General features: G+C 65.9%; 24 protein-coding genes and 1 riboswitch. Of the genes, 13 read left to right on the plus strand and 11 right to left on the minus strand.

Annotated features, from left to right (window positions below):
- Positions 1–208: 208 nt before the first annotated feature.
- The 4 genes from ABZ293_RS40960 to ABZ293_RS40975 all read right to left on the minus strand — a co-directional run bounded on the left by ABZ293_RS40960 (position 209) and on the right by ABZ293_RS40975 (position 2,984).
- Entirely contained in the window at positions 209–655 is a 447-nt protein-coding gene (locus ABZ293_RS40960) for an RpiB/LacA/LacB family sugar-phosphate isomerase (protein ID WP_355189725.1), read from the minus strand.
- Between the two features lie 50 nt (positions 656–705).
- Positions 706–1,920 (minus strand): O-succinylhomoserine sulfhydrylase, encoded by a 1,215-nt coding sequence (locus ABZ293_RS40965; RefSeq protein WP_354957434.1) that lies wholly within the window; start codon positions 1,918–1,920, stop codon positions 706–708.
- Positions 1,917–2,333: a rhodanese-like domain-containing protein gene (locus tag ABZ293_RS40970; RefSeq protein WP_355189726.1), complete on the minus strand. Its 417-nt coding sequence runs from the start codon at positions 2,331–2,333 to the stop codon at positions 1,917–1,919. The genes ABZ293_RS40965 and ABZ293_RS40970 overlap by 4 nt, the downstream gene beginning before the upstream one ends.
- A 14-nt stretch (positions 2,334–2,347) precedes the next feature.
- Positions 2,348–2,464, minus strand: a riboswitch (SAM riboswitch).
- 64 nt (positions 2,465–2,528) lie between these two features.
- Positions 2,529–2,984, minus strand: a complete 456-nt coding sequence (locus ABZ293_RS40975; RefSeq protein ID WP_355189727.1) for a hypothetical protein — start codon at positions 2,982–2,984, stop codon at positions 2,529–2,531.
- Between the two features lie 360 nt (positions 2,985–3,344).
- On the opposite strand from ABZ293_RS40975, the gene ABZ293_RS40980 reads away from it, so the two are divergent.
- The 3 genes from ABZ293_RS40980 to ABZ293_RS40990 all read left to right on the plus strand — a co-directional run bounded on the left by ABZ293_RS40980 (position 3,345) and on the right by ABZ293_RS40990 (position 6,122).
- Entirely contained in the window at positions 3,345–4,733 is a 1,389-nt protein-coding gene (locus tag ABZ293_RS40980) for an FAD-dependent oxidoreductase (protein ID WP_355189728.1), read from the plus strand.
- 123 nt (positions 4,734–4,856) lie between these two features.
- Positions 4,857–5,729, plus strand: coding sequence for an amidohydrolase family protein (locus tag ABZ293_RS40985; protein ID WP_355189729.1), 873 nt, complete (start codon positions 4,857–4,859; stop codon positions 5,727–5,729).
- An 81-nt stretch (positions 5,730–5,810) separates the two neighbouring features.
- The gene (locus ABZ293_RS40990) at positions 5,811–6,122 is read left to right on the plus strand and encodes a DUF4190 domain-containing protein (protein WP_355189730.1); all 312 of its coding nucleotides are present in this window, start codon (positions 5,811–5,813) and stop codon (positions 6,120–6,122) included.
- A gap of 94 nt (positions 6,123–6,216) precedes the next feature.
- On the opposite strand, the gene ABZ293_RS40995 is transcribed toward ABZ293_RS40990, so the two are convergent.
- Both ABZ293_RS40995 and ABZ293_RS41000 read right to left on the minus strand, forming a co-directional pair.
- Positions 6,217–6,699, minus strand: a complete 483-nt coding sequence (locus tag ABZ293_RS40995; protein WP_355189731.1) for a DUF456 domain-containing protein — start codon at positions 6,697–6,699, stop codon at positions 6,217–6,219.
- Between the two features lie 313 nt (positions 6,700–7,012).
- Entirely contained in the window at positions 7,013–7,951 is a 939-nt protein-coding gene (locus ABZ293_RS41000) for an alpha/beta hydrolase (protein ID WP_355189732.1), read from the minus strand.
- A 99-nt stretch (positions 7,952–8,050) separates the two neighbouring features.
- Between ABZ293_RS41000 and ABZ293_RS41005 the strand changes: the two genes are divergently transcribed.
- Both ABZ293_RS41005 and ABZ293_RS41010 read left to right on the plus strand, forming a co-directional pair.
- Positions 8,051–8,473 carry a helix-turn-helix domain-containing protein gene (locus ABZ293_RS41005; protein WP_355189733.1) on the plus strand — a complete coding sequence of 141 codons (423 nt, stop codon included), beginning with the start codon at positions 8,051–8,053 and terminating at the stop codon, positions 8,471–8,473.
- Between the two features lie 128 nt (positions 8,474–8,601).
- Positions 8,602–8,823 (plus strand): hypothetical protein, encoded by a 222-nt coding sequence (locus ABZ293_RS41010; RefSeq protein WP_355189734.1) that lies wholly within the window; start codon positions 8,602–8,604, stop codon positions 8,821–8,823.
- A gap of 45 nt (positions 8,824–8,868) precedes the next feature.
- On the opposite strand, the gene ABZ293_RS41015 is transcribed toward ABZ293_RS41010, so the two are convergent.
- Positions 8,869–9,756, minus strand: a complete 888-nt coding sequence (locus ABZ293_RS41015) for a patatin-like phospholipase family protein (protein WP_355189735.1) — start codon at positions 9,754–9,756, stop codon at positions 8,869–8,871.
- A 182-nt stretch (positions 9,757–9,938) separates the two neighbouring features.
- On the opposite strand from ABZ293_RS41015, the gene ABZ293_RS41020 reads away from it, so the two are divergent.
- Both ABZ293_RS41020 and ABZ293_RS41025 read left to right on the plus strand, forming a co-directional pair.
- Complete coding sequence (locus ABZ293_RS41020; RefSeq protein ID WP_355189736.1) at positions 9,939–10,319, plus strand: hypothetical protein; 381 nt, start codon at positions 9,939–9,941, stop codon at positions 10,317–10,319.
- Positions 10,320–10,396: 77 nt separating this feature from the next.
- Positions 10,397–11,089, plus strand: coding sequence for a CoA pyrophosphatase (locus ABZ293_RS41025; RefSeq protein ID WP_355189737.1), 693 nt, complete (start codon positions 10,397–10,399; stop codon positions 11,087–11,089).
- A 548-nt stretch (positions 11,090–11,637) separates the two neighbouring features.
- Here ABZ293_RS41025 and ABZ293_RS41030 read toward each other — a convergent pair.
- Together ABZ293_RS41030 and ABZ293_RS41035 are read right to left on the minus strand one after the other, a co-directional pair.
- Complete coding sequence (locus tag ABZ293_RS41030; RefSeq protein ID WP_355189738.1) at positions 11,638–12,738, minus strand: CaiB/BaiF CoA-transferase family protein; 1,101 nt, start codon at positions 12,736–12,738, stop codon at positions 11,638–11,640.
- Positions 12,739–13,195: 457 nt separating this feature from the next.
- Positions 13,196–14,698 carry a PLP-dependent aminotransferase family protein gene (locus tag ABZ293_RS41035; protein ID WP_355189739.1) on the minus strand — a complete coding sequence of 501 codons (1,503 nt, stop codon included), beginning with the start codon at positions 14,696–14,698 and terminating at the stop codon, positions 13,196–13,198.
- 63 nt (positions 14,699–14,761) lie between these two features.
- Between ABZ293_RS41035 and ABZ293_RS41040 the strand changes: the two genes are divergently transcribed.
- The 5 genes from ABZ293_RS41040 (at position 14,762) to ABZ293_RS41060 (ending at position 16,828) form a co-directional block, all read left to right on the plus strand.
- On the plus strand, positions 14,762–15,076 hold the full coding sequence (locus ABZ293_RS41040; protein ID WP_355189740.1) for a hypothetical protein: 315 nt from the start codon (positions 14,762–14,764) through the stop codon (positions 15,074–15,076).
- 53 nt (positions 15,077–15,129) lie between these two features.
- On the plus strand, positions 15,130–15,696 hold the full coding sequence (locus tag ABZ293_RS41045) for a methylated-DNA--[protein]-cysteine S-methyltransferase (RefSeq protein WP_355189741.1): 567 nt from the start codon (positions 15,130–15,132) through the stop codon (positions 15,694–15,696).
- A gap of 70 nt (positions 15,697–15,766) precedes the next feature.
- Positions 15,767–15,982 carry a type II toxin-antitoxin system VapB family antitoxin gene (locus ABZ293_RS41050; RefSeq protein WP_355189742.1) on the plus strand — a complete coding sequence of 72 codons (216 nt, stop codon included), beginning with the start codon at positions 15,767–15,769 and terminating at the stop codon, positions 15,980–15,982.
- Positions 15,979–16,410 (plus strand): PIN domain nuclease, encoded by a 432-nt coding sequence (locus ABZ293_RS41055; RefSeq protein WP_355189743.1) that lies wholly within the window; start codon positions 15,979–15,981, stop codon positions 16,408–16,410. Before ABZ293_RS41050 ends, ABZ293_RS41055 begins: the two co-directional genes overlap by 4 nt.
- Positions 16,411–16,417: 7 nt before the next feature.
- On the plus strand, positions 16,418–16,828 hold the full coding sequence (locus ABZ293_RS41060; protein ID WP_355189744.1) for a cupin domain-containing protein: 411 nt from the start codon (positions 16,418–16,420) through the stop codon (positions 16,826–16,828).
- Between the two features lies 1 nt (position 16,829).
- Here ABZ293_RS41060 and ABZ293_RS41065 read toward each other — a convergent pair whose 3' ends face one another.
- The gene (locus ABZ293_RS41065) at positions 16,830–17,159 is read right to left on the minus strand and encodes a hypothetical protein (protein WP_355189745.1); all 330 of its coding nucleotides are present in this window, start codon (positions 17,157–17,159) and stop codon (positions 16,830–16,832) included.
- Complete coding sequence (locus ABZ293_RS41070; RefSeq protein WP_355189746.1) at positions 17,159–18,349, minus strand: Rieske 2Fe-2S domain-containing protein; 1,191 nt, start codon at positions 18,347–18,349, stop codon at positions 17,159–17,161. The genes ABZ293_RS41065 and ABZ293_RS41070 overlap by 1 nt, the downstream gene beginning before the upstream one ends.
- A gap of 198 nt (positions 18,350–18,547) precedes the next feature.
- Between ABZ293_RS41070 and hsaA the strand changes: the two genes are divergently transcribed.
- Positions 18,548–19,767: 3-hydroxy-9,10-secoandrosta-1,3,5(10)-triene-9,17-dione monooxygenase oxygenase subunit (hsaA, locus tag ABZ293_RS41075; RefSeq protein WP_355189747.1), on the plus strand; the 1,220-nt coding region annotated here is incomplete at its 3' end.

Below are 19,767 nucleotides of genomic sequence, written 5' to 3' on the forward strand. Positions count from 1 at the left end.
CCCAACCTCGCGCTCACCCCCAACCTCGCGCTCACCCCCAACCTCGCGCTCACCCCCAACCTCGCGCTCACCCCCAACCTCGCGCTCACCCCCAAGGCTCTGGCTCACCCCCAAGGCTCTGGCTCTGGCTCTGGCTCTGGCTCTGGCTCTGGCTCTGGCTCTGGCTCTGGGCGGATCGTTACAAGCGGTGTAGGCGGACCAGGACCGATCAGTGACCGCGTTCAATCTTCGAGAGATGGGCGATATTGGCGCGGTCATCCGGATCCGTACTCGCCTCGCCGCTGAACCAAGCGTCCAGAATCTCCGTCAGCTCCGCGCTGGAAGTCGAACGCAGGCTCAGCGCAAGCACATTCGCGTCGTTCCATTTCCGCGCACCGGCCGCCGTCACGGCATCACGGCACAGCGCGGCCCTGATCCCCGCGACCTTATTGGCGGCGATCGACGCACCGGTCCCGGTCCAACAGCACACGATCGCCTGCTCGGCCCGCCCCTCGATCACATCGCGCGCCGCCGCCGCACTGGCCCAGGCCCAGTCGTCCCGCTCGGTATCCGATAACGCCCCGTGCACCAGCGTCTCGAACCCCCGCCTGCCCAGTTCCACAACGAGCTGCTCGGCCACACCCACCCGCTCGTCCGCCGCAACCGAAATTCGCATACCCCAAGCGTAGTGAGGCAGACCTCGGCATAACGCCGTTCGTCGGACGACTAGCTCAGCGCATGGTCCAAATCGGCCAGCAGATCCTCGACATCCTCGAGCCCAACCGAGATGCGCACGACACCGTCGGACAGGCCGATGGTGGCGCGGCCCTCGGGGCCCATGGCGCGGTGGGTGGTGGTGGCGGGGTGGGTGATCAGGGTCTTGGAGTCACCGAGGTTGTTGGAGATATCGATGATGCGCAACCGGTTGAGCACCTCGAAGGTGCGCTTCTTCGCCTCGTGCGCCGGCGCGTTCAGCTCGAAGGTGACCACCGTGCCGCCGCCGCTCATCTGACTGGTCGCCAGCTCGTGTTGCGGATGCGACTCCAGATACGGATAGCGCACCCAGGAGACGGACTTGTTGCCCTCGAGGAAGCGCGCGATGCGCAATGCGGATTCGGTCGAATGACGCACCCGCAGCGGCATGGTCTCCAAACCCTTGAGCAGGGTCCACGCATTGAACGGGCTCAGCGCCGGACCGGTATGGCGCATGAGATTCTTCACCGGACCGTCGATGTAGTCGTGCGGGCCGAGAATCGCGCCGCCGAGCACCCGGCCCTGACCGTCGATGTGCTTGGTACCGGAATACACCAGCACATCCGCGCCGAGTTCGAAACCGCGCTGCAGCAGCGGGGTGGCAAAGACGTTGTCCAGCACCACCTTCGCGCCCGCGGCATGGGCGAGTTCGGTCACCCGGCGCACATCGACCAGCGTCTGCATCGGGTTGGCCGGCGTCTCGAAGAACACGGCCTGGGTCGGCACCGACAGCGCCTGCTCCCACTGGTCCAGATCATCGCCGTCGACGAAGACGGTCTCCACACCCCAGCGCGGCAGGATCTCATTGCACACCACGAAGCACGAGCCGAAGAGGCTGCGCGCGGCCACCAGTCGATCGCCCGCACCCAGCAGCGCGCCGAGCGCGGTGAATACCGCCGACATACCGCTCGCGGTCGCGAAACAGGCCTCGGCGCCATCGATCAGGCGCAGTCGCTCCTCGAACATGGCCACCGTCGGGTTGCCGTAGCGGGAGTAGACGAAATGCTCGATATCGCCGGTGAACGCGGCCTCGGCCGCCTCGGCGCTCTCATAGACGAAACCGGAGGACAGGTACAGCGCCTCGGCGGTCTCCTCGAATCCGGAGCGGCGCAGGCCGCCTCGGACGCCGAGCGTGGCGGGGCCGACCCCCTTGGGCAGCGGTTTGTCGAACGCACCCCCGGTGATCATGACTGCCGCCACGGCAGACCGAGTGCGCGCCAGCCGGAGCCGCCGCGGTGGCCGAACTCGTCGATGGGGCCCTCGAAGCCCTCGAGCACGTTGTACGACGGTTCGATCCCGACACCGGTCGCGGCGACCGCGGCACCGATGGAACGCTGCCCGGAGCGACACAGAAAGACGACGGGCGCCGCCGGATCGCGACCCTCCAGGGCCGAGGTCAGCTGTGCGACGAACTCACCGTTGCGGGCGCCACTGGTGTCGACCCATTCGATCAGCACCGTCGGCCGATCGATCGAACTCGTATCGGGGACGCCGACGAAGCGCCATTCGGCCTCGGTGCGCACATCGACCAAGACGGCCTCGGGATTGTCGCGCAACAACTCCCACGCCTGCTGGGGGGTGATGTCACCGGCATATGTCATGCGATCCTCCTGTGAATCCACGCTTGCCGCACCTGGGTTTCGGTGCGCGGCCAGGTCGTCACCCGGAGCACCCCACCGCGGAGGAGGGTTGCCGACCAGCTAGCCGGGGCTTGACGCTGGTTCTCATGACCTGTGTCCGAGATTGCCTGGGCAGGGGCCGCCCTGTCAAACCCAGGTCAGCGCCACGCCGGGTAATCAGTTGCAGACGATCCAGCGGTCGCCGGAGCGAACCAAATTCCACGTCGCTGGCGTCTCCCGGCCGTCGACCGCGATGGTCACGTTCGCCTTCGCCCTATCGCCATCGACCATGGCGTTGTCAATGTTGGTGACCTTGATCGACTTTCCGGCCGCAGCGCCACCGAACTGGGCGGCCAGCGGCGACTTGCTCTCGTCGAATCCTTGGCAGGCCACCGCGGGTGGCGGTGTGTTGTCGGTGGTGCCCCTGGCCTCTGCATAGCGATGCACCGCGGCCGCGATCTTGTCCGATTCTGTGACATTTTTCTCAGCGGGCGAGAGCACCGCGCCCAGCACGATGGCGACCAGGACGACGGCCGCGAATACGGCTGCCGCGATGAACGGCGCCATCGTGCGCCGATCGGTCTGGTCGACCTCGATCACCGGTTCGTCATCGGTGCCCTGCTGCTCTGTCATGGGTCGATCATCCCTGGTGGGCAGCGGTATCCGACAGGCGCCCCCGGACCGGGCGCGACCCCGCACGGCAGCGGCACAGTAATAATTCGATAGCCACCCGGACAGTGGGTATTCCGGTAAGTGAGCCCGGGTGGCAACCATCCGGTTCACGCACCGCCCGCAGGGTGCGCCATGCGCCACCGATAGAATCGCGAGACTGCGGCCTGCTGTCATAGCCATATGCCAGCTCACCGACGTAGCGACTGTGCAGCCGCGAGCCGCCTGTCCGCATCGTCAGGTGCAACCAAAAAGGTGCGCCAAGTTAGCCTAAGCTAAGACTGACGCCATAATTGTTTCGACCATAAGGGTGCGCGTAAAGAGATGACCGAACATAGTGCAGCGACTCGCCCGCTTCGCATCGCGATCGTAGGCGCAGGACCGGCCGGTATCTACGCCGCCGACGCGTTGATGAAGTCCGATGCCGAGGTGAGCATCGACCTGTACGAGCGCATGCCGGCGCCGTTCGGTCTGATCCGCTACGGCGTCGCGCCGGACCATCCGCGCATCAAGGGCATCATCACCGCCCTGCACAAGGTGCTCGACAAGCCGCAGGTCCGCCTGCTCGGCAATATCGACTACGGCACCGACATCACCCTCGACGATCTGCGCACGTTCTATGACGCGGTGATCTTCTCCACCGGCGCCAACGCCGACCGCGCGCTGGACATCCCCGGCATCGGCCTGGACGGCAGCTATGGCGCCGCGGACTTCGTGTCCTGGTACGACGGACATCCGGATGTGCCGCGCACCTGGCCGCTGGAGGCCGAGAAGGTCGCCGTCCTCGGTGTCGGCAATGTCGCACTCGATGTCGCGCGGGTGCTCGCCAAGACCGGCGACGAACTGCTGCCGACCGAGATACCGCCAAACGTCCACGCCGGATTGAAAGCCAATAAGGCGGTCGAGGTGCACGTCTTCGGCCGCCGCGGCCCGGCGCAGGCCAAGTTCACGCCGCTCGAGCTGCGCGAACTCGACCACTCCCCGACCATCGAGGTCATCGTCGATCCCGAGGACATCGACTACGACGAGGGCTCCGAGGCCGCGCGTCGGCACTCCAAGCAGGTCGACATGATCGCGAATACGCTCGAGCAGTGGGCCATCCGCGATGTCGGCAACCGCCCGCACAAGCTGTTCCTGCACTTCTTCGAATCCCCCGCGGAGATCATCGGTGAGGACGGCAGGGTCGTCGGCCTGCGCACCGAGCGCACCCAGCTCGACGGCACCGGCAATGTCAAGGGCACCGGTGTCTTCAAGGACTGGGACGTCCAGGCCATCTACCGCGCCGTCGGCTACCTGTCGCAGAACCTCACCAACCTGCCGTTCGACGATCAGGCCGGTGTGGTCCCGAACGAGGCCGGACGCGTCATCGCCGACGAGGACGCCGATGGTGCGCAGCGCTACCTGCCCGCCACCTACGTCACCGGCTGGATCAAGCGCGGTCCGGTCGGCCTCATCGGCCACACCAAGGGCGATGCCAACGAGACCGTGGCCTGCCTGCTCGACGACAGCGTGAACTTCACTCCGGCCGAGAAGCCGGAACTGGACGCCGTCACCGAATTCCTCGAGGGCAAGGGCATCCCGTTCACCACCTGGCAGGGCTGGTACCGCCTCGACGCGCACGAACGCGCGCTCGGTGAGCCGGAGGGCCGCGAGCGCGTCAAGGTCGTCGAGCGCGAGGACATGCTGCGCGCCAGCGAACCGCACAAGGTCTAGTGCCGGTGCCACAGGGGTGCGCGTCACCCCCTGTGGCACTCGACAATCCGATACGGCCGCAGCAGTGCAAAATCTGTCGGGTCTACGGCAGCGGAAAATCCTTTACTGAGGCATTCTGTACAAGTGTTCGATGCCCATCTCCACATCTTCGACCCGGGGTTCCCGCTGGCCGAGAACGAGGGCTACCTGCCCGACCCGTTCACCATTGCCAATTACCGAAAGCGCATGTCTCGCTTCGATGTCGGCGGTGGGGCCGTGGTCAGCGGATCCTTCCAAGGCACCGATCAGACCTACCTGAAGGCGGCACTCGCGGAACTGGGCGAGGGCTGGGTCGGCGTCACCACACTGGACCCCGATGCCACCGATGCCGAGATCAGCGAACTCGACCGGATCGGCGTGCGAGCATTGCGGTTCAACGTCAAGCGCGCGGCCGCGGACATCACCGCGATGACCCGGCTGGCGCTGCGGGCGCACGAGCTGGTCGGCTGGCATGTCGAGGTCTATATCGACGGCACCATGCTCACCTCGCTGCAACCGGTGATCTCGAAACTTCCGGTGCTCTCCATCGACCACCTCGGCATGTCCGAGGAGGGCCTGCCCTACCTGCTCGATCTGGTCGATGGCGGCGCGCGGGTGAAGGCGACCGGTTTCGGGCGGGTGCACATGAATGTGGCCGATACGCTGCGCCGCATCCACGCCGTCAATCCCGAGGCGCTCATGTTCGGCACGGATCTGCCCGGCACCAGGGCGGGACGGCCCTTCGTGGACTCCGACGTCGATCTGATCTGCGATGTGGTCGGCACCGATATGTTCAAGGTGCTCGAGGACAACGCGCGGGCGTTCTATCGACTGCCCGCCCGCGCACGCAAGATTCCGACCGATCCCGCACCCACCCTGCCGATCCCGCGCACCGAACAGCCGACCCTGCCGCTGCGACGCGATGAGATCCCGAAACTCGAAGCAGCGGATACGATTCCGTTCCCTGCCATCGAGTGAGTGCCCGGCCGTAGGCGGGTGGTCGCCGCGGAGCGACACAGATTCATCCCGCTTCAGGGTGGTCTGTCATACGCTTCCTGCATGACCGAAACTCCAGCGGGGGCCGGTTACCCGAGTTATCCACACCCACCGGCGGATCATCCCCAGGCCGTGTTGATATTGATTCTCGGAATTCTGAGCCTGGTGCTGTGCACCCTGATCGGCCCGTTCGCCTGGTTCATGGGACGGCGCGCCCTGGCCGAGATCGATCGCTCCGACGGCACAATCGGCGGCCGAGGCTTGGTGATGGCAGGCTACATCTGCGGAATCATCTCCTCCGCATTCATCATCCTGGCGGCGGTAGGAGCCATCATCGTGCTGATCGTCGCCGTCATCGCCTACGTCACCTCGTAGCCACGCCACCGATGCCGTAGCCGGCCCCGGTGTCGATCGGGTTTTGCAGTCGTAGGTGTACGTCTCGCGCTGCCCAGACGGAGCCCGCCTCGACTCAGGCCACGATGGCGCCGATGACCCACACCCCGGTCGCCAGCAGTGCGCCGAAGAGTTCGATGAGCATCGACAGACCGACACCCTTGAGCGCGTGAACCGTTGCCTGCCAAGCGGGTTGGTTCTCGCGGAGGCGGTGGAGTTCCGAAAGATACACGCCAAGAACGAATCCCACGAACAACCCGACCACCGGGATGATGAAGAAGCCCACGATGCCCAGTACCGCCCCCACGAACAGCGCCCGGTTGGAAACCCCCGCAACCTTCATCTTCCGCCCCGGCCACGTGTACTTGATGATCCCGGAGAGCACCAGAAACGCGCTACTGATCGCGAATACGACCCAAGCCGTCGCCCCACCAGTCATAAACGCCCAGACCGCAATGGCCCCGAAGATCAGAATGACCCCGGGCAGGATCGGAATGATAATCCCCAGGAGTCCGACCAGAATCACCAGGCCGACGACGACCTCACCCCAACCCGACACAGCCGGTCCCTCCGCTCTCCACGTCTCGTCACGCTGCCTGAATTCTGGCCTACTACCTAGTTCGGCGCACCCCCGAAGGCACCAACACCGCGCACCACACAAGAACCCGCCAATACCCCGCGTACTACACAAACATGGTCAATCACGGGCTGCCGATCCATATCGACGCGGCGTTGCTCGGGTATCTCAATCTCGGGACAAGCTTGCCCAGATCGACGCGGCGCTCCAGCGTCGAACCAGTGCGGTGACGCTTGGCATGCCGACGTTCGCCTCACTCGCCGGTCGAACAACATCCACATCTCAACCGGGATGACTACTCACTACCTCCTGTCATGCCGATGAGGGAGTGATCACGGCCGGGGGGTAGATGATTACGTGATCCGGTGGGTTGATCGGCGGCGAGGAAGGGCGTCACGAGACGGAGCAGTTCCCGGGGCCGGTCCAGCGGGATTACGTGGCCGCAGTCCGGAATGACGTGCCCGGTGAGGTCGTCGGTGATGGGGCGTAGTTGCTGTTCGAGCGCGGTGCCGACCGGGTGGGCGCCGATCGCTAGCGTGGGCATGGTGAGCCGCCCGTCGATCAAGGCGTCGTTGAGCTGGCGGGCGGTGGTGGGCAGTGCGCGGTAGTAGGAGAAAGCGCAGCGCAGCGCCTCCGATCCGGTGTAGGCATCGATGAACGCCGCGCGGATGTCCGGTCGCACGCCCTGGCCGCGAGTGCCGGCCGTGAGGAACCAGTCGATGTACTGTGCCTCGTGTCCGATCAGAACCTTTTCGGCGAGGTCGGGGACGGCGTGGAAGCCGAACCACCACGGTGGCCCGGCAGCGAGAAAGTCCTCGGCGCCGGGCAGCGAGCCGAGCAGTGCCTCCATGACGATCAGCCGTCGTATCCGTTCGGGGTGCCGTAAGGCGAGCAGCACGGCGACCGGGGTGCCGGCGTCGATGGCGACCACGGCGGCGGTGGGTTCGGCGAGGGCATCGAGGATTCCGTTGATGTCGACGGCCAGGGTGCCGGCGTCGTAACCCTCCGCTGGACGCGTGCTGGCGCCGAATCCACGGAGGTCCGGGGCGATGACCCGGTGGTGGATGGACAACGGACCGATGATCTCGCTCCAGAGCTGCCAGGTGTGCGGGAAGCCGTGCAACAGCACGATCGCGGGGCCGGTGCCGGCCGTGGCCACGTTGAGGTGGATGCCGTTGACGGCGATCCGGCGCAGCTGGACCTGCGGGGCGCGGGATGGCGCGGTGTCGGGCACAATAACTCCCTGTCGGTTACTGTTGGTTACCTCAAAACCGTAGGTAACTGCGGTTGAGGTTGCCAAGGCGGCACTTTGTCGACAGGTGGTGAGGTCAAGGTGACCACTCGGCCCGTGGGTGCGCAGCGCGCAGCCCACGGTGATCTGTTCGATCTCCAATGCCCGACGCGTCAACTCCTGGATCGGATCGGCACGAAATGGACATCGATGGCGGTCAAGGTGCTCGCGGAAGCCGCTCCGGGTGAGGTGCGGTTCGCCGAGTTGAGGCGGCGGATGCCCGGCATCTCGCAGAAAATGCTGTCGGTCACCCTGCACAGCATGGTCCGGGACGGGTTGGTCGCCCGCCGGGTCGAGCCGACTGTGCCGCCGCGGGTGCACTACCGGCTCACGGAACTGGGCCTCTCGCTGGAGGCCCCGCTGGCGGCGTTGCGGGCCTGGGCCGAGCAGCACATGGCCGAGATCGACCGCGCCAACGCCAGCAACGACGATGCGCAAGCCGACCCTCCTCTCGGCGGCCAGTGACGCGTTACCCACACAACACGCGCACATGCCGCCGACAGCACGTTCCGCCAGCCGTGGCGGCCAACACGCAGTCGACCTAGGTTGAGGTGCGCAGGCTTTAGTTCAGAGAAGCCTGCATCTGCTGCCCCATGCTGCACGCTGACCCGAAGATGGTCATCCGCCTCGACGAGATCGAAGACGACCTGCTGGTTCGGCGTGAGCGAGCCGAAACCGAAGGCTGGCACGGCGAAGTCGAGCGCCTTGACCTGACCCTGTTGTTCCTGCGCACGAAACGACGGGAAGCGACCCGGCTCGAGCAGAACACCGTCACGCTCGGACTTCCAGTCCCAGTTGCCAAGAGGGCTCAATGACCTCGGCCCTACGGCGACAACAACTCTGCGCCATTTCTCGCCGCATCAGCTCCGCGGCGACTGCCAGGCCGACCGCGCCAACTGCTCCGCCAGGGCTTCTGCCTGGCGAACGCCAGCTTGGAACGCTCCAGGCCAGCACGCGACAACGTCCGGATCGGTCGCGAACGCGTTGAACACGTCGATCGTGGCGGCGTCCGGACTGAAATGCACGACGGCATCGGCCGCAGTCCCGGCGAGTTCGGAACGAAGGGGCTCGCGCGGCCACCGATGCGCCAGTGGCTCGATGACCAGAACAACATCCGCGTCCGCGGCGATATCCGCGTTGGTGGCCGACCACACCCCGCCATCGATGTAGTAGCGATTGTCCACGACCACAGGCGGAAAGGCTCCAGGAAAGGCATGGCTTGCGGCGGTGGCGGTCACCAGCGCCACACCACTGTCGCAGTTCCAGATCTGGCGCTGACCGCTCTCGGCATCCACAACGACGACCTGCAGCCTTTGATCCGGCCAGGTGTTGCCGCCGATAAACCACTCCCCCGGCTCGATCTGCTCCGGCCGGGCCGGTTCTTCGGCCATCGCCATCTGGCCCACCTTGCGGCGCGCCACATCACGATCCACTTTTCGGTCGAGCAGTACGGAAAACACACCAGCAATCAGCTCAGGCTGCTGCGGAGGCGGCGGCATTGTGACGCCAGGCGGGAATGGACTCTCGGCAAGCGAGTCGAGATCGCGGCCGGTGACCAGCATGGCACCGACCAACGCGCCCGCGGAGGTGCCCACTATCGAATCGGCCGCACCCAAATCGATTCCACGGCAGCGCAACTCAGCGGCCAAACCCGCCATCCACGCCGTGCCATAGACGCTGCCCCCACCCAACACAACCGAACGTCGAACAGTCTCGTCGGACATTCGATCCCCACTATGCCCCACCATGCGGCCATCCTAACCACGCTGATCATCGTCGCAGGTCATCGCATTCAGCGGTCGACCAAACCTTCGCTTCCCACCCGCCCCCGCTCGCCCAGCTCGAGCACTACAACTTACGTGGCGCCGAGAAGCCCCCTCACCCACATCAAGTCAACAACCACACCTGGACGAGCGATCACCATGCACTGATGCAGGCAAACGTCGAGAAGCCACCCGCACCAGCGCATTCTCGGCGCGGCTGGCGCGCGGTGGTGCGCGGTGGTTTGGGCGACTCCGGCGGGTTCGGTGATCTGTTCCAGTGTCGCGTTGGGGTTTTGGCTCAGCACTGGTTCCGCGGCGTCGAGGACGGCGCGCACGGTGCGAGCGGCGTCGGCTCGCAGCGGGAGCGCAGCGGGAGCGCAGCGGGAGCGCAGCGGGCGGGCGGATGTGGGGCGGCATGGGCTGATCTTCTCGCTTCCGCGCACCTGATGCCGCGTCGCCCACGCACCCTCGTCGCGCGAATCGCCGAGTTGGTGACCCGCGGTGTGGCCGATGCGGCAAATCAGGGGGCGGCGCGCGCAGCGGTGTGAGGTCGGCCGGAGTCGAGAGCGTGCCGATGTGTGAGAACCGATGTCACCGAAGCCGGCTGCTGGGGCAAGATCGAAGGATGGGCCCCACTGCGGGACCTCGCGTCCCTACCAGCATCGCCGACTTCCGCGCAACGGCCAGCACCCGGCTGAGCGGGTTTCCACACACCGAGGTCGCGGACGCGCCGAGCCTTCGGCGCGCCGCGGTCCTGCTCTGCGTGGTCGATGAACCGGACGGCCCGTTATCGGTGATCGTCATCAAACGTGCATATCGCGGGCGCAATGCCGGGCAGTGGGGGTTGCCGGGTGGGCGGGTCGATGCGGGCGAAACCACCGAACAGGCCGCGATTCGCGAGCTGCACGAAGAGCTCGGCCTGACCGCCACCCCGGCCGACATCCTCGGCAGACTCGACGACTTTCCCGCCACGTCCGGTTTCGTGATCACCCCGATTGTCGCGGCCCTCGACGATGCGGGCGAGCTGCGGCCCAATCCGGCGGAGGTCCACTCGGTCCATCTCGTGGATCTGGACAGGCTGGCCGCCGATGATGTCCCGCACTGGGTGTCCCCGGAGGACGTTGCTCTGCGCGCCGACGCGCCATCGACCACCCTCGAAGGCGCCGGCCTGCTGCAAATGCGCCTCGCCGAGAATATGACCATCCACGCCCCGACCGGCGCGATGCTCTGGCAGTTCCGCGAGGTCGTCCTGCTCGGCCGGGACGCTACCGAAGCCCGCATTGCCCATTTCGACCAACCGGAGTGGACCCGCCACTAGGGCACGTTTGCAGACCGGCGGCTCTCGACATGCCGGTGGGCGCGATGCTGCTCGCCAGTTCGACACACTCGCAGGGACGCAGGATATGCGGGCCGTGCAGGCGAATTCGGCCGGTACTGCTGGGTCCTGCTCCCGTGCTGTATGAAGAGCAGCTCCGGACCGAATCCGGGCTCGGATTCGGCCATACTGCGCCGCAGCCAGCGGCGGCCGCCTCGAAGTCGATAGCGCGCTCCAACGCGATCGTCGCGTCCTCGGCTACGCGGCCGAACTGCGACTGCTGCCGGACAGTTCGCTCGAGCGACTGTCGGCTGAATCAGCTCGCAGGCCAATGGCTCCGGAGCTAGATCAGAACATCTGAAGCGACACAGGCCGCGGTAGAAACCGGGGCCTGTCGGCATCGCGACGCTCTGCGTCAGACGTGAATCATCAATCCGCCCAGACGGATTCGATCGGTGTCGCCTCGCGGTGCAGCGGGTCTGAAGCGACACAAGCCCCGACGGAAACCGGGGCCTGTCGGCATCGCGACGCTCTGGGTCACAGGTGAATCATCAATCCGCCCAGACGGATTCGATCGGCGTCGCCTCGCTCGGCGGCGGGGTGGGCGTGGCGGTGGGGGTGCGCGAAAAGCGCGGTGCCGGGGCGTGCTGGACGACGCCGTCGATCTCGATGAGTCCGGTACGGGCGACGATGTGCGGGTTCTGTTCGGCCTCGGTGAAGGTCAGCACCGGTGTTGTGCAAGCGTCGGTGCCGTCGAAGATCGCGGCCCACTCGTCGCGGGTCTTGGTCTTGAACTTCTCCGAGAACAGTTTCTTTAGCTGATCCTGACCGTTCGGGTCGATCTGCATCGGCAGGCCCTCGGGGTCGATCTCCAAGCCCTGCAAGAGTTCCGCGTAGAACTGCGGTTCGATCGCACCGACCGCCATGTACTTGCCGTCGGAGGTTTCGTAGGTGTCGTAGAAGGCCATACCGGTGTCGAGCAGGTTGGTGCCGCGCTCATCGGACCACAGGCCCATACCGCGCATGCCCCAGATCATGTGCGAAAGGGCAAGCGCCCCATCGATCATCGCCGAGTCGATGACCTGTCCCTTGCCGGAGCTCTGCCGCTCGACCAGCGCCGCGAGAATGCCAAAGACCAGGAACATCGAGCCGCCACCGAAGTCGCCGACCATATTCAGCGGCGGCACCGGCCGCTCCCCCTTGCGCCCGATCGCGTGCAGCACACCGGTCAGCGAGATGTAATTGATGTCGTGTCCTGCGCGATCGGCCAGCGGTCCGTCCTGCCCCCAGCCGGTCATCCGGCCGTAGACCAGACGCGGGTTGCGCGCGAGCACGACGTCCGGGCCCAGGCCCATGCGCTCGGTGACGCCCGGGCGAAACCCCTCGATCAGCACATCGGCCTTCTCGGCGAGTGCGAGCACCTTCTCGATATCCGCCGGATCCTTCAGATTCGCCTCGACAATGGTGCGCCCGCGCCACTGCGGCCGCTCCATGAAACCGGGCAGCATCCCCGGCCGCTGTACCCGAACCACATCGGCGCCGAGGTCGGCGAGCAGCAGTGCCGCATGCGGACCCGGCCCGATCCCGGCCAACTCGATGACCTTGATGCCCGCAAGCGGACCCTGCTTGGTGGCGGTGGATGGTGTACTCACGCCTTACCTCGGTTCGTCGTTGATCCAGCGCACCGCCGACGCGGCGCTCCCGGGAGCCACCCCCGGACTGTATTGACACTACGACAATAAGTTGCGGATCGGCCATCTGGGCACCGAGGACTCGCGCATATCCAGTTGTCATACCGCATGCCCCACGGTGCCTGTTACCGAAGACGCCGAACGTGCAATCGTGCCACCACACCGCCGTCACGGCGACCGACCAAATCACCTAGCGGCGGGCATGATTGCGCCTCAGCCGTCCACATAGGCACGTCACCTGTGCCACGGCCAAAACCGCGCCAATTCGGCAACAAGACTCCACAACGTGTGCGAGGTAGTCACTCGCTCTGCGGGAGCCCATCGGGGCCGATGGACTCGGCGGCGCCAGTGGACTGGGCACTGGACTGCTCAGGACCGGCGGACCTTGATGGGAGGCGGGGCGCGACCCGGACGGGACTCAGTAGCAGGTGAGGGGTTGGAGGGGGTCGGCGGCGCGGGGGGTGAGGGCTTCGTAGGCGGCGGCTATGGATTTGACTGCTAGGCGCAGTTCGGGTTCGGGGTGAGTGAAGGGGAGGCGGATGAAGCGCTCGAAGGCGCCCTGGACGCCGAATCTCGGTCCGGCGGCGAGTAATACGCCGTGGTTGGGGGCGGTGGCGGCGAGGGCGGTCGAGACCGGGGCTGGCAGTTGCGCCCAGACGGACATGCCGCCGTCGCCGACGATGGCGCGCCAGTCCGGGAGTTCCTCGGCGAGGGTGGTGAGCAGGGCCGCGCGCTGGGAGTGGAGTTGGTCGCGGCGGCGGGTGAGGATGGTGTCGGCGTGCTCGAGCAGATGGATGGTGGCGAGCTGGTCCATGACGGGGGTGCCGAGGTCGACGGTGGAGCGGATGCCGAGCAGTTTCGCGATCAGCGTTTGGCCGGTGCGGATCCAGCCGACGCGCAGACCGCCCCAGAAGGATTTCGAGGCCGAACCGATGGTGACGATCTCGGTGCCCTTGGCGAAGGCCGCGACCGGGGGTGGAGCGGTCCGGTCGGTCAGACTCAGGTCCACCATCGACTCGTCGATCACCATGGTCATCCGGGTTTCGCGGGCAATGGCGGCCAGTTCGGCGCGGCTGTCGGCGTCGAGCAGCAGGCCGGTCGGATTGTTGAAGTCCGGCACCAGGTAGGCCAGGGTGGCCGCGGTTTGCCTTGCGGCACTGCGGATTCCATCGAGATCCCAGCCGGACTCCGGGGTTTCCGGACGCAGCGGCACCGGCACCGGCCGGGCGCCGACGTCCCGGATCGCCTCGATGGCATTGGGATAGGTCGGATGGTCGATGAGCACCCGGGCCGCTGGCGCGGTGAGCACATTGAGCAGCAGGCGCAGGCCGTGCTGGGCGCCTAGGGTGACCAGGATCTGGTCCGGTTCGGTAGGCAGGCCACGCTCGGTGTAGCGGCGGGCCAGCGCCTCGCGCAGTGCGAGCACACCGACGGGGTCCATGCCGTGCGTGCCGAGATAGGCCGGAATACCTTGCAGTGCAACGGAGTACGCATCCTGCATCTCCAAGGGCGCGGCCATCGCGGCATAGGTCATATCGATGGTCGGCAGTTCCGGCTGCGCCATCATCGCCAGGATGCTGCGGGCGGGTTTGGTGCCGTCGTGCTGCACGTCGCGCGGGAGGGCGACGGTGCTGCGTGAGCCCTGGCGGCTGATCAGATAGCCGTGTTCGCGCAACAGGCTGTAGGTCGAGGTGATGGTGGTGCGACTGACGCCGAGGGTGCCGGCGAGGTCGCGCTCACTGGGCAGGGCGACGCCGAGCGGTGCGCGACCGTCGTGGATGAGCAGTCGGATGCCTTCGGCGAGGGCCAGATAGGCCGGGCGGGTCGACCGGCGCTCGCCCGGTTCGCCGTTCTCATCCGCATGGCGCCAGCGCCCTAGATCGCGGGCCAGGCTGGCGGCACCGATCACTCTCGTCGACATAAAGTCCAGTATTAGCGAATTGGATATTTAATGGCAAGGCCAGTTCGGCGCACGCTGTCCACTATGAGCGCCCTCGCCACCGTCCTCGTCATCGCCTTCTTCGGCTATCTCGTGCATCGGTACGCACCGAGGCGGCCCGGTGCGGTCTTTCGCCTCGAACGGTTCCACGCACCGGGACCGCTGGCCGACCGGTCGCCTTCGTACTACGAAAACCAGCGCCAATACGTCGATCTCGCCGCGATCTACGGCCGCGGCGATGTGCCGGATCCCGATGCGGTGGCGCTGCCGCGCCCCGAGCGGACCGCGCGGCAGCGGATCTCGAACCCGAGTTGCGGAGCGGTGACGCCGACCGCGAGTGGATTCCAGGCCAGTTTCTGAGAACTGGACTGGACTGCTCGAAGATGTCGGACCCCGCGTGCACACTGAGCGGTATGAGTGCTTCCGCGGTCACCGGGTCGGCGCTGTTCGACACCGCGATCGGCCCCTGCGCGATCGCCTGGACCGATGACGCGGTATTCCGGTTCCGGCTGCCGGAGGCGAGCCCCGCCGCGACGCGGGCCAGGATCGGGCAGCCGAGCAGCCGGATTCCGGGCGCCGATGCCATCCCCGAGGCCGCACCAACCGGCCCGATCGCCGACGCCATCGCACGCATCCAGGCACACCTCGCCGGAGAACTCGACGATCTGCGCTGGATTCCGGTGACCACCAAGGGAATTCCGGAATTTCACCGCGCCGTCTACCAGGTGACCCGCGCCATCGATCCAGGCCACACCCTCAGCTACGGCCAGGTCGCCGAGCGCATCGGAGCGCCCGGCGCGGCCCAGGCCGTCGGACAAGCCTTGGGCCGCAATCCGATCCCCCTGATCATCCCCTGTCACCGAGTCCTCGCCGCCGATCACACCCTCAACGGCTTCTCCGCCCCCGGCGGCATCACCACCAAACAGCGCCTGCTGGAAATCGAACGCACCCCGGGCTTCGGCGAACCCACCCTGTTCTGACCACAGCTCGACCGTTGTATATCTCTGCTGATACCATTGATATACGGCTAGATATCAAGGGGGTTTGACCGTGGCTCGGACCGTGATAGATCTCGATGATCAACTGCTTGCCGACGTATCGAAGACACTGGGTACCAGCACGAAGAAGGACACGGTGCACGCGGCGCTGCGCGAGGTGCTGGAGAACCAGCGCCGAGTTCTTGCGCTGATCCGTCTGCAAGATGCCGCCTCCGATGGCGCCTTCGATCTGGACCTGCTCGAGGACAAGCGGCAATACCGTCGATGAGCGCGGCCCAATTCCTCATCGACACCAGCGCCCTGGTGCCGATCATGAAGCAGGACCCAGATGCCTTTGCCTGGCAGCGCGCGGCCGCGGCGGGGCTGATCGCCATCTGCCCGATTGTCGAATTGGAGTTCTTCCACTCGGTGCGTTCTGCCGCCGATCGGGCGCAGACCATCGAGGACATGCGCGTGGTGTTCGGTTGGGAACCCATCGCTGATCGGGCCTTCGACCGCGCCTGGGAGGTTCAAGGGGAGCTCACCGAGCGAGCGCAACATCGCAGTGCAGGCCCGGTTGATCTCGTTCTCGCAGCCACCGCGGAGCTACGCGGGTTGACCCTGCTGCACAGAGATCACGACTTCGAATGCATCGCAGCGGTCACCGGGCAGCCGCATCAGTGGCTCGGACCCCGGGGGCGGGTGGATCGGGCATAGTCGGGGCATGACCGACGAACGACCGCCGCTTGCCGTTGCACTCGACCTGGAACCGCATCCAGAAGGTGGGTGGTATCGGCAAACCTGGCGTAGTGCTGTGGAATTCACGCCGGAGGGCTATCCGGGGCCGCGGGCCAGTGCGACGGCGATCTACTTCTTACTGATGCCGGGCGAAAAGTCGGCGTTGCATACCGTGCGCTCGGACGAGCTGTGGCTGTGGCATCGAGGTGGGCCGCTGGTGCTCGACATCGGGGGCGAGGAGATCGTCCTCGGGCCCGATGTCGAGCGCGGGCAGGTATTACAGGCGGTGGTGCCGGGTGGGGTCGGTCAGGCCGCGCGGCCGGCTGGCGCCGAGTACGTGCTGGTGAGCTGCATTGTTTCGCCGGGATTCGACTTCGCCGACTTCACCCTCGACTGAATCAGTCGATTTCCAGCACACCCTCGTCGACGGCCCATTTGATCGTCTTCTCCAGTTGCGCACAGGATTCCGGCCGTCCCGGGCCGTAGCCCTGCGCACTGAGCTTGGCGAAGACCGGGCAGCGCGTGGCCGGATTCTCCGTCCACTGCACCGAGGTCTGGTGCGAAGAACTTTTCCGCACCAGCACCTCGATCTGGCATGACTGACACCGCAGCGGCGTCAGCCCCTCCTCCAGATAGCGCTGCTTATCGACCACGGTCTGGGCCTGCACCGCGGCCCGCCGCGCCGGTTGGTCGGCGAAGTCGGGTGCTTTCGCCCAGGTCGGCGCCATCAGACTCCCGCTTCCGCTTCCCGCTTGCGCCGCAGGTTTTCGGCAACCTCGGCCTCCCACGCCTCATTCGCCTTGGTGGTATCCACCTCGAACTCGAAGCGCTGGGTCATCTTCTCGGTCACATCGGCCAGGTCGACATAGAACTGGTCGTACCAGCGACGCAGCTGGTAGACCGGCCCGTCCTCCTCGCAGAGCAGCGGATTTTCGACCTTGGACTTGTGCTTCCAGATCTCCACATCCTGCAGGAAGCCCACGCTGATGCCCTCGGTCATCTTCGCGGCCAGCTTGTCGGCCATATCGCCGTCGACGCCCTTCGGCTTCTCCAGCGAAACCCCCCACTGCAGGACGAAGGAATCCTGAGTGACCGGGTAGTGGCAGTTGATCAGGACGCTCTTGACCTCGTATCCGCTGTAGATATTGACCAGCGGATTGATCATGTACGACGGCCCGAAGTACGACGCCTCCGACTTCAGCAGCGTATCGCCGCCATACTTGGAGGCCATGCCGATATCGGGACGGCCCTTGGTCTCCAGGAACTGGGTGGCGATATGCCCCTCGAAAACGTTCTTGAAGTACGTCGGGAAGGCGAAGTGGATGTAGAAGAAGTGGGCCATGTCCACCACGTTGTCGATGATCTCGCGGCAGTTCGCGCCCTCGATCAGCAGCGAGTTCCAGGTCCACTCGGTCCACCCGCTGTCGAGCTGTTCGCTCGGATTGCCGTCCGCGTCGGTGTACGGGCCCACAATGTGCGGAATGGTGACCTCGGGCGGAGGCTGGCTGCCCTCGACATCGTGCCAGACGAACAGCTGTCCGTTGCGTTCGAGCGTGGTCCATTTGCGGGTGCGCGCCAGCGGTGGCACACGTCGCGCATAAGGTATCGCCGTGCACTTACCGTTGGTCCCCGACCAGCGCCAGTCATGGAACGGGCAGGCGATATCGCCGTTCTTGACCTCGCCCATGCTCAGGTCGCCGCCCATATGCCTGCAGTAGGCGTCCAGCACCCGGAGTTCGTCATTGCTGTCGACCCAGACGACGAGCTTGGTGCCGAACACCTCGACCGCGTGTGGCTTGCCGTCGCGGAACGTCTTCGCCAAACCGAGGCAATGCCATCCCCGCGCATAGCGGGTGGGTGCGGAGCCCACATCGAGCTCACGGATCTTCGCACCGCTCCCCTGTGGGGTAACTGCCATCGCGATTCCTCCTCCTTCTGTACTAGAACACGTTACAAAAATGTCGCGTTCCACGCCAGCGATTCGGTCGGCCACCTGCGAATCGGTGACGAATGCCCCCAATGGTCACCCGTTCTCGACAGAAATAAGAACCTGTTCTAGTCTCAGAGGCAAATGAGTACCGGTTACCAATCCGACCAGGCAGGAGCGGGTCCCGCGATGACGCAAGAAGTGACCGAACGGGTCGAAGCACTGTTGCCGACCCTGCGCGAGCGCGCGCAGGAGGCCGAGGACCTGCGGCAGATCCCCGACGAATCGATCAAGGCACTGCAGGAGACCGGATTCTTCCGCCTGTTGCAGCCCAAGCAGTGGGGCGGGCTCGCGGCGGACCCCGTCGTCTTCTACGACACCGTCCGCAAGATCGCGAGCGCGTGCGGCTCAACGGGCTGGGTTTCGGGCATCATCGGCGTGCACAACTGGCACCTCGCGCTGTTCTCGCAACAGGCGCAGGAAGAGGTGTGGGGCGAGGACACCGAGGTCCGTATCTCCTCGTCGTACGCTCCGATGGGCGCGGGCACGGTCGTTGACGGCGGCTACATCGTCAAGGGCGCATGGAACTGGTCCTCGGGCTCCGAACACGCCAACTGGGTGATGGTAGGCGGCCCGGTGATCAAGAATGGCAAGCCGGTCGACTTCGGCAGCTTCCTCATCCCGCGCACCGAATACCGCATCGATGACGTGTGGAATGTGGTCGGCCTGCGCGGTACCGGCTCCAATACCGTTGTGGTGGAAGATGTCTTCGTGCCGACGCATCGATTCCTGAGCATGCGGTCGATGAGCGACCTGACCGCTCCCGGTCTCGAGCACAACACCGATCCGGTCTACCGGATGCCATGGGGCACAATCCATCCCACTACGATCTCTACCCCGATCGTAGGTATGGCCTACGGGGCATACGAGGCGCATGTCGAGCACCAGGGCAAGCGGATCCGCGCGGCCTACGCCGGCGAGAAGGCGAAGGACGATCCGTTCGCCAAGGTGCGAATCGCCGAGGCCGCCAGCGATATCGATGCCGCATGGCGTCAACTGTCGGGCAATGTCGCCGACGAATACGCGCTGCTGGTGGCGGGCAAGGAGGTTCCGTTCGACCTGCGGGTGCGGGCGCGCCGCGATCAGGTCCGCGCGACCGGTCGGGCGGTCGCCGCCATCGACCGGCTGTTCGAGAGCTCGGGTGCCACCGCGCTGGCGAACGGCACTCCGCTGCAGCGCTTCTGGCGTGACGCGCACGCCGGTCGGGTACACGCGGCCAACGATCCCGAGCGCGCCTACGACTCCTGGCTCGACTCACTGAATCTGCCGATGTCGGCGTCATCGCTGGACACTCTCGGCGGCGAAGTTTTACATCGTCACGGGTCGATTGGCCTGGACGCGGTCACCCA

It is taken from the genome of Nocardia sp. NPDC005998 (assembly GCF_040614395.1).
Lineage (GTDB): Bacteria > Actinomycetota > Actinomycetes > Mycobacteriales > Mycobacteriaceae > Nocardia.

Coding starts and splice junctions, on each gene's coding strand:
- ABZ293_RS40960 (WP_355189725.1), bottom strand. CDS start 655: ATGCGAATTTCGGTTGCGGCGGACGAGCGGGTGGGTGTGGCCGAGCAG.
- ABZ293_RS40965 (WP_354957434.1), bottom strand. CDS start 1,920: ATGATCACCGGGGGTGCGTTCGACAAACCGCTGCCCAAGGGGGTCGGC.
- ABZ293_RS40970 (WP_355189726.1), bottom strand. CDS start 2,333: ATGACATATGCCGGTGACATCACCCCCCAGCAGGCGTGGGAGTTGTTG.
- ABZ293_RS40975 (WP_355189727.1), bottom strand. CDS start 2,984: ATGACAGAGCAGCAGGGCACCGATGACGAACCGGTGATCGAGGTCGAC.
- ABZ293_RS40980 (WP_355189728.1), top strand. CDS start 3,345: ATGACCGAACATAGTGCAGCGACTCGCCCGCTTCGCATCGCGATCGTA.
- ABZ293_RS40990 (WP_355189730.1), top strand. CDS start 5,811: ATGACCGAAACTCCAGCGGGGGCCGGTTACCCGAGTTATCCACACCCA.
- ABZ293_RS41010 (WP_355189734.1), top strand. CDS start 8,602: ATGCTGCACGCTGACCCGAAGATGGTCATCCGCCTCGACGAGATCGAA.
- ABZ293_RS41015 (WP_355189735.1), bottom strand. CDS start 9,756: ATGGTGGGGCATAGTGGGGATCGAATGTCCGACGAGACTGTTCGACGT.
- ABZ293_RS41020 (WP_355189736.1), top strand. CDS start 9,939: ATGCAGGCAAACGTCGAGAAGCCACCCGCACCAGCGCATTCTCGGCGC.
- ABZ293_RS41025 (WP_355189737.1), top strand. CDS start 10,397: ATGGGCCCCACTGCGGGACCTCGCGTCCCTACCAGCATCGCCGACTTC.
- ABZ293_RS41035 (WP_355189739.1), bottom strand. CDS start 14,698: ATGTCGACGAGAGTGATCGGTGCCGCCAGCCTGGCCCGCGATCTAGGG.
- ABZ293_RS41040 (WP_355189740.1), top strand. CDS start 14,762: ATGAGCGCCCTCGCCACCGTCCTCGTCATCGCCTTCTTCGGCTATCTC.
- ABZ293_RS41045 (WP_355189741.1), top strand. CDS start 15,130: ATGAGTGCTTCCGCGGTCACCGGGTCGGCGCTGTTCGACACCGCGATC.
- ABZ293_RS41055 (WP_355189743.1), top strand. CDS start 15,979: ATGAGCGCGGCCCAATTCCTCATCGACACCAGCGCCCTGGTGCCGATC.
- ABZ293_RS41060 (WP_355189744.1), top strand. CDS start 16,418: ATGACCGACGAACGACCGCCGCTTGCCGTTGCACTCGACCTGGAACCG.
- ABZ293_RS41065 (WP_355189745.1), bottom strand. CDS start 17,159: ATGGCGCCGACCTGGGCGAAAGCACCCGACTTCGCCGACCAACCGGCG.
- ABZ293_RS41070 (WP_355189746.1), bottom strand. CDS start 18,349: ATGGCAGTTACCCCACAGGGGAGCGGTGCGAAGATCCGTGAGCTCGAT.